The following is a 12,010-nucleotide window of genomic DNA, read 5'->3' on the forward strand; positions in this document are numbered from 1 at the left end:
GGCAAAATCATCGCCGAACGCGACGAACTCGGCCACGTCACCCGCTACGAATACGAAGGTGGCCTGCACCTGATCAGCCGCCGCCTCAACGCCGACGGCACCCAGGTCAAATACCGCTACGACAACACCCGACTGCTGCTCACCGAGATCGAAAACGAAACCGGCGAAACCTACCAACTCGACTACCACCCCAATGGCCTGATCCGCCAGGAAACCGGCTTCGACGGCCAACGCACCGCCTACGCCTACGACCTCAACGGAAACCTGCTGGAAAAGACCGAACACGGCGACGACGGCAGTCAGCTAGTGACCCGTTACGAGCGCGACCACGCCGGGCGCCTCGTACGAAAAACCCTGCCCGATAACAGCGTGGTCGACTATGCCTACGACCGCCAGGGCAACCTCCTCAGCGTCGACGACGGTAACTGGGCGTTGGCCTACGAATACGACCGCCAAAACCGCCTGACCGCCGAGCACCAAGGCTGGGGCACCCTGCGCTACGGCTACGACGCCTGCGGCCAGCTGAAAAACCTGCGCCTGCCGGACAACAACCGGGTCACCTTCAACCACGACAAAGGCGGCCACCTCGCCACCGTCGAACTCAACGGTGAAGTACTCACCTCACATCTGTTCAAGAGCGGCCGCGAACACCAGCGCCAGCAAGGCCAACTGCTCAGCCACTACCACTACGATGACCAGAGCCGCCTACACGCCCATGCGGTAACCCAACAGCAAAACCATTTTTACCAACGCCAGTACGACTACGACAAATCCGGCAACCTCACCCGCCTGCTCGACACCCGCAAAGGCGAACACCGCTACCACTACGACCCCCTCGCCCGCCTGACTCGCGCCGATCACTCGCAGGACGTACAGGAACGCTTCGCCCACAACCCGGCGGGCAACTTGCTGATGCAAGACCGCCCAGGGCCAGACATCGTGGCCGCTAACCGTCTGGTGATCCAGGGTGACCGCCACTATGACTATGACGCCTTCGGCAACCTCATCCGCGAACGACGCGGCAAGGGCCAGCAACTTGTCACTGAGTACCGCTACGACTGCCAGCATCGGTTAGTCGGGGTTACAACGCCCAACGGCCAAACCGCCAGTTATCGCTATGACCCGTTTGGGCGGCGTATCAGCAAGACCGTGGACGGCAAGACTACCGAGTTTTTCTGGCAAGGCGACAAGCTGATTGCCGAACACCATGCAGAGCGCCATCGCAGCTACCTCTACGAGCCCGGCAGCTTCCGCCCATTGGCACTATTGGACGGTTTCGGCCCAAAAGAAACCAAGCCCTACCACTACCAACTCGACCACCTCGGCACCCCGCAAGAACTGACCAGCCCCGAAGGCGAAATCGTCTGGTCCGCCCACTACCGCGCCTACGGCCAGATCGCCCGGCTCGACGTAGGCAAAATCGACAACCCACTGCGCTTTCAAGGGCAGTATTTCGATGCGGAAAGCGGCCTGCACTACAACCGCCATCGCTACTACAATCCGGATATTGGTCGTTACCTGACGCCGGATCCGATGAGGTTGGCGGGGGGGATCAACGGGTACCAGTATGTACCCAATCCCACGGGGTGGGTGGATCAGCTAGGCCTAAATACATGCCCCGGTAGCAATGGGTGTAAGCCTACAACCTCACAAGATAATCCAATTGAGAACGCACGAGTTGATGAGGGACAACCGTCAGCACCTCAGACGGCTGGTGAGCAGAGACGAGCTAAGATAGAGGAGCTAAGTGAGGCGAATGCGAAGCGTCGAATTTTGGAATATGAAAAAAAGTACGACATGCATATGGTTGGCAAGCATGGACCAGAAGTTGAGTCATCTAAAGTGAGCCAGCGCTCAATAGATGGGAAAGATCCAATAACGGGCAAATTACCGCCCAAGAAAAAAGGGACTCCCAGCTCACAATTCAACAGTTGGAAGCTTCAACTTCAAGCATGGACCAAAGCAACATCAAGGGTTGAACGAGGACTTTCGCGCTATACCGGAATAGATGGCAACAAGAATGATATTGTCCAACTAGAACTGCCAGGTGCTGGACGTGGTTACAGACCAAACAAGACGGATCCGAACCATCCACATTTCAACCCTTCAATGAATGGTGCCGAAATGAAGTTTCGTAAAGACGGCACACCTTTTACCCTGTTCCCGATTAAGGAGTAAAAATGTTATTTCATCCATCCTCCGAGCACATCCCTTTCGACGCAAGCCTGCGCTATTTCGTAGGAATTTTTGACATCTACGACAGAGAAGAATCAAAGGGAGAAGAACTGCACGCCTACAACCCTAACAACCAGAAAGATCGAGAAGCTTTGATCCTAAGATACTGCCTGGATCCTTACAACGAATTCTCCCACCGCCACAAATATAAGCTGATGGAAAATTTGTCCTTCGCTCTAAATACTGAAAATTTTGACTTTAGCTCGTTCTTTGAAGACGACCCCGATGAGTATTCAACGATGGCCTGGGACGAAACAGAAATAGCCGACCCCCGAGGCTTCTTTGCAGACATTTATCGACTGGCCAACGAGGTCTGGAAAGACGACCTCCAAAAAGCCAGTCTCGAAGACCCTTCCACATGGTGACTTTCACATTGAATGCAGTACTCGATGTCGGAGGGGCTGACCCCAATGCGAGTCAACCAAGCAAACACAACGCTCAAATCAACAAAGATCAAATGTGGGAGCTGGCTTGCCTGCGAAAGCGGTAGTGCAGTAACACATGCAGCGACTGACACACCGCCTTCGCGGGCAAGCCCGCTCCCACAGGGGATCTGCGTTTGCCTGACGGGCATTCCTCCCACATTCAAACCCGCTTCGTTCGATCTGATCAGCGCTTGGACAACTCCATAATCATCCGACTCAACAAATAAACCCGCGGCGCCACACTTTCCACCTCGGCATATTCCTCCGCCGTATGAATATTGCCCCCCACTATCCCAAACCCATCCAACGTCGGCGTGCCTACCCCCGCGGACAAGCTGGCATCCGCCGCGCCGCCACTGCCTTCGATGGTCAACTTGCGTCCCAGTTCGCCATAAATCCCTTGGGCAATCGCTACCAACTTATCCGACTCGGCGGTCTGCGGCATCGGCGGCAGGCCGCGCTGCAGGCTGGTTTTCACTTCGGTTTCCGGGATCAATTTGTTGGCTGAAACCCGGGCCAGGTCTTTCTCGATCCGGTCGAATTCTTCCGGCAAGGCCGCACGCACGTCGGCCTTGGCGGTGGCCTGGTCAGGGATGACGTTGGTGCGGTCGCCAGCCTTGAGCACGGTGAAGTTGATGGTGGTTTTCTTGTCTTCGTCGCCGAGTTTGCCCAGTTGCAGGATCTGGTGCGCGGCTTCCATGGCGGCGTTGCGTCCCAGTTCCGGGGCGACGCCGGCGTGGGCGGCCTTGCCTTTGACTTCGACCACGGCGGTAGCGCTGCCTTTGCGCCACACCACCAGGCCGTCGGCGGGGCGACCGGGTTCCAGGTTCAGGGTTACATCGTGGCCCTTGGCAGTGTTGCGGATCAGTTCGGAAGCGGCGTCGGACCCGGTTTCTTCGCTGGCGTCGAGCAGGAAGGTAATCTGCGCGTAGTCCTTGAAGCCCTGGCTTTTGAGGACTTTGAGCGCATAGATGCCCGCGACGATGCCGCCCTTGTCATCCATCACGCCGGGGCCGTAGGCGCGGCCGTCCTTGATGTGGAACGGGCGCTCGGCGGCCGAGCCTTCCTTGAATACGGTGTCCATATGGGCCATCAGCAGGATCTTGGCCTTGCCAGTGCCTTTGAGGGTGGCGACCACATGGCTGTTGTTGGCGGCTTTATCCGGCACCCGTTCGATGGTGAAACCCAACTGTTTCAACTCATCCACGGCGATATCGCGCACTTGAGTCAAGCCGGACTCGTAGCCTGAGCCCGAGTCGATATTCACCAGGCGCTCCAGCAGCTTCAAGGCTTCGGCCTTGTATTGTTCGGCCTGTTGCTGGATCTGTTTATGAGGCTCGGCGCTGTAGGCCGGCAGGCTGAAAGACAAGGCCAGGGTAGCGGCCAACAGGGTACGCGGGAAGGTGAAGAGCATGGACCGATCCTTGTTTTTTGTTGGAGGGTGCCCCGCCACCCTACCCCACTAAACTGACCGCAACCAACTGCCCTGTACCGAACTGACTCGGTTGCGCCCGCTGCTCTTGGCCTCGTACAGCGCCTGGTCGGCATCGTTGAGCCAACTGATGGAGTCGGCGTGGCTCGGCTGGTACGGCGCCAGGCCGATGCTCAGGCTCACTCGCAGTGTCGGGTCCTGGGCGTAGGCCAAGGCGTTGAAGCGACCGCGCAAGGCCTCCATCACCTCGGTGGCACGGTTGAGGGGCATATCGGGCAGGATCACGCAGAACTCATCGCCGCCATAACGGCCGGCCAGGTCGGTGGTGCGCAGGTTCTGGCGCAACACCTTGCTCAGTTGGCGCAGGACGATATCGCCGGTCACATGGCCGTAGGTGTCGTTGATGGTCTTGAAGTGGTCGATGTCGATCAACGCGATGGCGGCACCGGCCGGGCCTTGGCGGCAACGTTGAAACTCGAGGTCCAGGTGGTCCTTCCAGGCGCCGTGGTTGAGCAGGCCCGACAGGCTGTCGGTGCGGCTCAAGGCCAGCAGCTCACGCTTGTGGCGGGCCAAGGTGACGGCCTGGCGGTAGCAGATCCAGCCCAGGGCCAGGGGATACAGCATCAGGATCGGCAGGCAGGCATACAACTGGGCCTGGGTAGTCACGGCGATAAACCCAGGCGTGAACAGCAGCAGCGCGGTGCCCAGCCCCAATGCCTGCGCCGCCCAACCCGCAAACAGGAAGCGCGGCCCGCCGATGGCGACGTTGTTCATGCTCATCATCGACAGGGTGGTGACGCTGGGCAGCGGGTTGAAGTGCATCGCGCCAACCCAGAACCCACCGCAAAAGGAATCGAACAGCAGGCTGCGGCGTTCGCTGCGCAAGGTATTGGCCGAGCGCAACGAGCATTGAAAAGCCAGGTGCGGCCACGCAAAGGCGTTGATCAGCATCCAGGCCCACACCCACAGGGGCGGGCTCAACGGATACATGCCGAACGCCACGCACACAAAGCCGAGCGTCAGCCCCAACAGGCGGGATTTGTACAAGCGCAAAGCGAGCGGAAGTCCTTTTCCTCCGACGGCTGGCATGGTGGGGGCGATCCTGGGTGATTGCCTGGAGTCTAACAGGGCAACGTCAAATCGCCACTACCGCTTATTGGCTAATACTTCAGTGCGAAAACCCACGCGCCAGCATCAAGGCCACGCCCAGCAGCAACACGGCTGTGATCCGCTGCAACAGCACGCGCCGCTTGGGGTTTTCCAGCACGTGCTTGATGCGCTGGCCGAAATAGCAATACAGGCAGCCGCTGGCAAATTGCAGCAACAGAAAGGTTGCGCCGAGAATGGCGATGTCCGCCGCCGAGCTGTGTTCACCAGCACCGGCAAACTGCGGGAACACGGCGCTGAACATGATGATGGTCTTGGGGTTGGAAAACCCGGTCAACAGCCCTTTGCCGAACAGGCTTCGCGCGCCCTCAACCGTGCCGGCGTTGTTGATCGATACGCCACTGCTGGTCCACTGCTTGTAGGCCAGGTAAAGAATGTAGGCCACCCCGACAAACTGGATGGTCTGGGTAACGGCGAGGTTGCCCTTGATCAACTCCGAAAAGCCCACGGCAAAGATCAGGATCGAAATCAGGTACGACACACTGGCGCCGACCTGCGCCGGGATCGAACTGCGCAGGCCGTCCTTCAAGCCCAGGCTGAGCAACAGCAGGGTCATGGGGCCCGGGCTGAAGGTCATGGTGGCGCAAAACAACAGGAAGTAGAGAAATGAAGACAGGGTTAACGCACTTGTCATGGCCAGCACCTTGAATAAAGAGAAACAGCAGCAACGGGGCGAACGCAGCCAGCGCCCGCCCCAGGCCGATCAGGCGACGGCGATTTCGGTGGTCAGGGAGTCGCGGTACATCACCGCCAGGTCAGCCAGGGCGGCCTTGGCGGTCTGGTTGCGGGTTTCAAACGCGACCAGGCCCTTCCAGTTAGTCTCGACAATAGCCTGCAGCACATCGGCGTAATCGCAGTTGCCGTCATGGATGCCGAAGTGCTGGTCTTGCACGCCGTTGTTGTTGCTGAAGGAAATGCCCTTGATCAGGTGGTGGTACTTGCGCACCACTTCTGCCGGCAGGCCGTTCTCGATGTTGGCGTGGCCGGCATCGAGGAAGAAGTACACATTGCTGTGGGCTTGCAGGCGCTCGAACACAAAGGAGTATTCCGCTTCATGGGTGAAGATGTAGTGGAATGGCCGATAGTTGACGTAGTTGGACAGGTTTTCCAGGTAGATATCCGTGCCCTTGGCCTCGGCGTACAACGCCAGTTCCTGCACCGACTTGAGGTAATGCTCCAGGGCAACCTTCTTGGCCATCAACACCATTTTCGGCTCGACGATGCAACCACCGTGAATGATCAACGGCGCGCCCAGGCGGCTGGCGATGTCGATTTCCTTCTTCACGTACTCCACGGCCGCGCTACGGAAGGCTTCGACATCACTGCCCAACGGCGCCTTGAAGTTGCCGTGGAAAACCGGCTTGACCCCCGTGACCGCGATTTGCGCTTGCAGGCTTTCGATACGCGCCTCGGTCCAGTCATCGACCATTTCGCCGAACAGGCTGCCGTCGATGTACCAGTGGGTGCAGTCACCTTCGATGGCGGTTTGCAGGCCCTTTTCGGCGCCCAGGTATTTCTGGTGGGCCACACCGGTGCAGAACGGGACGGTGGCGTTGATCAGTTTGCTGTCCATGGGACGATTCCTTTCGTTGATGGCGGGTCAGGCTTCTTGAGGTTCGGGTAGGTTGATGGCCATGAAATCGGCCTTGGTCACGCCGCAATCCGGGCATGCCCAGTCTTCAGGCACCTCTTCCCAAGGGGTGCCTGCGGGAATTCCGTCCTCCGGAATACCCAGTTCTTCTACGTACATAAAACCGCAGGGTGCGCACATATAAGTCTTCATGGAAATGCAAAATCCATTGCTTAGGTGTAGGAAATTTCGCCATCTCCTGGCGAGATGCCGCGCAGTCTAGGGGAGTGGCATTGCACAAGGCAGGTAAAGTGATGCCTAATCCAGCCTAACTTCACCGGTAAAAGCACCGGCAAACACAAGGACGCGTCATGTTTGTATCCGCCATCGCTTTTGTAGAGGGCACGCCCAAGGTCCAACAGATCGTCGAGGCGTTCAGCCACGCCATCGAAAATAGCGAATGGGCCCCGGGCAGCAAACTGCCATCCGTGCGTGAACTGACCCAGATCCTCGGCGTCAGCAAGTTCACCCTCAACGAGGCACTGGACCGTCTGCGCGGTCGCCACCTGCTCACCTCAAGCCAAGGCCGCGGCTACTTCGTGGCGATGGACAGCACCCGCCCAGCCTCGGCGACCTGGGTGGACCTGTTGCCCCAAGACCTGCTCAGCGTTTTGCGCCGGCCCTTGGCCACTGCCAGTGGCGAACTGCGCCCTGGCGGCGGGCACTTGCCGGAGGATTGGCTCAATGGCGAAGCGATCCGCCAGGCGATGCGCAGCGTAGTGCGTGCGCCGTCACTGCGCATCGCCGGGCTGGGCACACCGGCGGGGCTGTTGCCGTTGCGCCAGGCGCTGCAGCAGAAACTGCACGGCGAAGGCTTGTCGGTGCCAGTGGAACAGATCATCACCACACCCAATACCGTGCAGGGCCTGGACATGCTCATGCGCCTGCTCGCCCGCCCCGGCGACACGGTGCTGCTCGATGCACCGTGCTACTTCAACTTCCACGCCAACCTGGCGCTGCACGGCGTCAAAGTCATCACCATTGCCCGCCGCCCCGACGGCTTTGACTTCACCGCCCTCGAACAACTGCTGGCCGAACACCGCCCCAGCCTGTACCTGACCACAAGCGTGTTACACAACCCCACCGGCCACTCCTTCAGCCCCAGCCAGGCGTTCCGCCTGCTGCAACTGACCCAGCACTACCACTGCCACATCGTCGAGGACGACCTCTACGGCGACCTGCACCCCAACCCACCCCCACGCCTGGCCGCCGTCGCCGGGCTGGACCAGGTCACCTACCTGTCGGGTTTCTCAAAGATCCTGAGTGCCAACACCCGCGTCAGCTACGTCGTCGCCGCGCCGCAACTGGCCGCCAACCTGACCAACATGAAATTGATGAGCGGCGGCGTCACCTCCGAACTGTTCGAACAGATCGTCTACCGCATGCTCAGCGAAGGCAGCTACGCCAAGCACCGCAAACGCATGGTGCAGCGCCTGATGGAAGCCGGTGGGCGCGTCGAACAATGGCTCAAGCGCTGCGGGTGCGAATTGCCCATGGCGTATGAAGGCGGGATGTTCATCTGGGCGCGCCTGCCACCCGGCGTAAACGGCGAACTCCTGGCCCAGGAAGCCCTGAAACGCAGCATGGTACTGGCCCCCGGCGCCCTGTTTGGCTACGATCCGGCCCATCGCGACTCAATGCGCTTCAATGTGGCACACAGCGACGAACCACGCGTGCAGCGAGTGTTCGAGGCGTTGCTGCTGCACGGTGTCGCCCAAAAAAGCAAAAGCCCCCCAACCCCAACCTAACCTTACCTAACCACGATGCGAAGCGAGTAGCTCTTGATCTGCCGGTAACCACGATGCGAAGCGAGCCGCTCTTGATCTGCTCTTGATCTGCTTGTGATCTTGATCTCAGGCGCCCCGTTAAACCACGCTGGCCGAACGCAGGCTTGAATTCGTGGGTAACCCGGCAGGACGCCGGGTTAGCCGCCGTCAGGGCGGAACCCCAAGTAGCCGTTACCGCAGCAATGGATATATACCCAATCCAACTGTGTCGCCTGCCAGGCCGCCTTCGCGAGCAAGCCCGCTCCCACAGTTGGATTGTGGGGTGTCAGGTAGAGAGATGTCGGCTTTCAGGTCGTCATCGCAGGCAAGCCAGCTCCCACATTGAAATCGTGGGGTGTCAGGTAGATATGGGGCGGCTGGCAGGTCGCCATCGCAGGCAAGCCAGCTCCCACAGCTGGATCGCGGGGGTGTCAGTAGGTAAGGCGCCGTAAGCCCCCCGTCAACCCGGCAACGGAATCACCCGCAACGGCCGCACCGACTTGTACGAAAAACTCGAATAAATCTCCTTGACGCAGGGCAACGTCTGCAAAACCTCCCGCGCAAACTCACCAAACGACTCCAGGTCCTTGGCCACCACCTCCAGCAAAAAGTCATAGCGCCCTGAAACGTTATGGCACGCCACAATCTCCGGAATCGCCAACAGCCGCTGCTCGAACGCCCGGGCGATTTCCTGGGTGTGGCTCTCCATCATGATGCTGACAAACGCAGTCACCCCATAACCCAGCGCCTTGGGAGAAAGGATCGCCTGATAGCCACTGATCACACCGCTCTCCTCCAGGGCGCGCACCCTGCGCCAGCAGGGTGACGTGGTGAGGGCCACCCGCTCGGCCAACTCGGCCACGGTCAGGCGGGCGTTGCCTTGCAGCGCGTTTAAAAGGGCTTTGTCCGTGCGGTCCAGCTTGATGGGCATAACGTGCCTCTAATCATTATTTTTATCGGTGTTTGATCCACAAACGCGGGTTTTTCCAGGCTTTTTTGCAAGGTTCATCTGTGGTTATGAGCATAGCATTGTAGGAAATAAGGAGCGCCCGACATGCACACTAAACACACCAGCTTCGGCTTTTCTACCCGTGCCATCCACCACGGCTATGACCCTCTTGACCACCACGGCGCCCTCGTCCCGCCCATCTACCTGTCGGCCACCTTCGCCTTCCCCACTGTCGAATACGGCGCCGCCTGCTTTGCCGGCGAAGCCAGCGGCCACTTCTATACGCGCATTTCCAACCCCACCCTGGCCCTGCTGGAGTCACGCATGGCCAGTCTGGAGAACGGCGAAGCCGCCGTGGCATTCAGCTCCGGTATGGGCGCGATTGCCGCGACGTTCTGGACCCTGTTGCGCCCAGGCGACGAGATCATCGTCAGCCAGACGCTTTATGGTTGTACCTTCGCCCTGTTGCACCATGGCCTGGGCGAATTCGGCATCAAGGTGCGGCATGTCGACCTGACCGACCTGGCCGCCCTGCAAGTAGCCTTCTCCCCGGCCACCCGCATGGTCTACTGCGAGACCCCGGCCAACCCCAACCTGCGCCTGATCGACATCGCCGCCGTGGCCGAACTGGCCCATCAACAGCCGAACGTCACCGTGGTGGTCGATAACACTTACTGCACCCCCTACCTGCAACGCCCCCTGGAACTGGGCGCCGATGTGGTGGTGCACTCGGCCACCAAATACCTCAGCGGCCACGGCGACATCACCGCAGGCATCGCGGTGAGCAACCAGGCCTTGGCCCAGCGCATTCGCCTGCAAGGACTCAAGGACTTGACCGGCGCGGTGATGTCACCCCAGGACGCCGCGTTGTTGATGCGCGGCCTCAAGACCCTGGGCCTGCGCATGGACCGCCATTGCAGCAACGCCCAGGCGGTGGCCGAGGCGTTGCAGGCACACCCTGCGGTGCAGTGGGTGACCTACCCCGGGCTGCGTTCTTTCCCACAGTACGAATTGGCAAACCGACAAATGAAACTGCCCGGCGGCATGATCGCCTTTGAACTCAAGGGTGGCATCGAGACCGGCCAGCGCTTCATGAACGCGCTGCAACTGTTCACCCGCGCGGTCAGCCTGGGGGATGCCGAATCACTGGCCCAACACCCGGCGAGCATGACCCACTCCACCTACACCCCCGAGCAACGGGCGCAGCACGGTATCAGCGAGGGCCTGGTACGTTTGTCGGTGGGGCTGGAAGACGTCGCCGACCTGCTGGCGGATATCCAACAAGCCCTGGCCAAGTGCAACGGTGCCAACCTGCGGCCCACCACTACATCGGCGTACGCGCTGAAATAGCGCCCAAACCCAAGCGTTTTGCGGTGCCTGGGCGGTGATCGGAAGGATTCGACTAAGGATCCGACTGCCGCTGTACCTGCTTAATGTTTTTTTTTCGCAGATTGGATCCCCCTCCTTCAGCCAGCCTGTACTAGCATGTCAGCGGCGGGACGCACTATCACTGCAGGTTATTCACATTAGTTACCTTCTTAATCCCCGTCGCTATAAGGCCCAATACCTGCACGAAACTCATGGACGAATTGATGAACTCACACCTGTTCCCACAGATAGGCAAGGTCATCGCCAGCACCGGCAGCCGCCATTTCCCACGCATGCTGCATGACCTGATCCTTACCCAACTGGCAGTGGACGCCACCCATATCACCCAATTGCACGTCAGCCGCGAAGGCCTTGGCCGTCGCAAAATCAGCCCGGTGTACACCGATTCGGTGGCGGCCCTGGACAGCGAGCAACTCGCCGCACAACTGCACCTCACGCGCCGCAAGGACGATGTGCGCTATGTACTGTCGGTGTACCGCTCCCACCCGTCCGAGAGTTTTTCTGCGCAAGAACGCAGCATGCTCCAGGACTTCTCCACGCTGTTGCTGCCCATGGTGGAAAAACACATCACCGCGCTGCAGCCATCGCTCTCGGACAGCCCGTCGGCAGAGCCGCAACACCAGGGCATCGATACCTTGCGCCGACGTATCCAGGAGCGCCTGGTGCAATCGGGGCTGACCTTGTCCAACCGTGAACTGGAAGTGTGCGTAGGCCTGCTGGCCGGGCGCACCGCGCCGGAGTTGGCCGAACAACTGGCGTTGAAGGTCAACACCATCGAGAGCTACCTCAAGCGTGCGGCGATCAAGTTGGGGATCAGCGGGCGGCATTCGTTGTTGCGCTGGATGTACTCGACCGAGTCTGACACGGCCCTATAAGCCAAGCAAAAATCCCCGTGGGAGCTGGCTTGCCTGCGATAGCGGTGGGTCAGCAACCCTGGGGAGACTGTCACACCGCTATCGCAGCATAGGTATCTACACAACTGTGCAGTTCGCCGCAGCCACCGGTAACCACGATGCG

The 12,010-nt window shown here is 59.7% G+C and carries 11 protein-coding genes; 5 read left to right on the plus strand and 6 right to left on the minus strand.

Translation table 11 applies throughout. From position 1 onward, the window contains the following. Together QK296_RS28485 and QK296_RS28490 are read left to right on the plus strand one after the other, a co-directional pair. The coding region (locus QK296_RS28485) for an RHS repeat-associated core domain-containing protein (protein WP_282392271.1) at positions 1 to 2,178 on the plus strand (2,178 nt) is incomplete at its 5' end. A 2-nt stretch (positions 2,179 to 2,180) separates the two neighbouring features. Further along, a complete protein-coding gene (locus QK296_RS28490) occupies positions 2,181 to 2,600 on the plus strand; it encodes a hypothetical protein (protein WP_003190647.1) in 420 nt (139 codons plus the stop codon). 244 nt (positions 2,601 to 2,844) lie between these two features. Here QK296_RS28490 and QK296_RS28495 read toward each other — a convergent pair whose 3' ends face one another. The 5 genes from QK296_RS28495 to QK296_RS28515 all read right to left on the minus strand — a co-directional run bounded on the left by QK296_RS28495 (position 2,845) and on the right by QK296_RS28515 (position 7,042). After that, entirely contained in the window at positions 2,845 to 4,074 is a 1,230-nt protein-coding gene (locus tag QK296_RS28495; RefSeq protein WP_282392273.1) for a M20/M25/M40 family metallo-hydrolase, read from the minus strand. Between the two features lie 48 nt (positions 4,075 to 4,122). Further along, on the minus strand, positions 4,123 to 5,181 hold the full coding sequence (locus tag QK296_RS28500; protein WP_034134396.1) for a diguanylate cyclase: 1,059 nt from the start codon (positions 5,179 to 5,181) through the stop codon (positions 4,123 to 4,125). Between the two features lie 79 nt (positions 5,182 to 5,260). Continuing rightward, entirely contained in the window at positions 5,261 to 5,893 is a 633-nt protein-coding gene (locus QK296_RS28505) for a LysE family translocator (RefSeq protein WP_003190643.1), read from the minus strand. Positions 5,894 to 5,962: 69 nt separating this feature from the next. Further along, positions 5,963 to 6,832, minus strand: coding sequence for a sugar phosphate isomerase/epimerase family protein (locus QK296_RS28510; RefSeq protein ID WP_282392275.1), 870 nt, complete (start codon positions 6,830 to 6,832; stop codon positions 5,963 to 5,965). Between the two features lie 27 nt (positions 6,833 to 6,859). After that, positions 6,860 to 7,042, minus strand: coding sequence for a rubredoxin (locus QK296_RS28515; protein ID WP_003190641.1), 183 nt, complete (start codon positions 7,040 to 7,042; stop codon positions 6,860 to 6,862). A 158-nt stretch (positions 7,043 to 7,200) separates the two neighbouring features. Here QK296_RS28515 and QK296_RS28520 point away from each other — a divergent pair, with 158 nt between their 5' ends. After that, on the plus strand, positions 7,201 to 8,637 hold the full coding sequence (locus tag QK296_RS28520) for a PLP-dependent aminotransferase family protein (RefSeq protein ID WP_034134394.1): 1,437 nt from the start codon (positions 7,201 to 7,203) through the stop codon (positions 8,635 to 8,637). A 478-nt stretch (positions 8,638 to 9,115) separates the two neighbouring features. On the opposite strand, the gene QK296_RS28525 is transcribed toward QK296_RS28520, so the two are convergent. After that, positions 9,116 to 9,586, minus strand: coding sequence for an Lrp/AsnC family transcriptional regulator (locus tag QK296_RS28525; RefSeq protein WP_003190639.1), 471 nt, complete (start codon positions 9,584 to 9,586; stop codon positions 9,116 to 9,118). Positions 9,587 to 9,709: 123 nt separating this feature from the next. Here QK296_RS28525 and QK296_RS28530 point away from each other — a divergent pair, with 123 nt between their 5' ends. Beyond that, positions 9,710 to 10,954, plus strand: a complete 1,245-nt coding sequence (locus tag QK296_RS28530; protein WP_169855259.1) for a methionine gamma-lyase — start codon at positions 9,710 to 9,712, stop codon at positions 10,952 to 10,954. A 242-nt stretch (positions 10,955 to 11,196) separates the two neighbouring features. Continuing rightward, the gene (locus QK296_RS28535; protein ID WP_003190637.1) at positions 11,197 to 11,868 is read left to right on the plus strand and encodes a helix-turn-helix transcriptional regulator; all 672 of its coding nucleotides are present in this window, start codon (positions 11,197 to 11,199) and stop codon (positions 11,866 to 11,868) included. Positions 11,869 to 12,010 lie beyond the last annotated feature (142 nt).

Source organism: Pseudomonas sp. AL10, assembly GCF_029960685.1.
Lineage (GTDB): Bacteria > Pseudomonadota > Gammaproteobacteria > Pseudomonadales > Pseudomonadaceae > Aquipseudomonas > Aquipseudomonas lactis.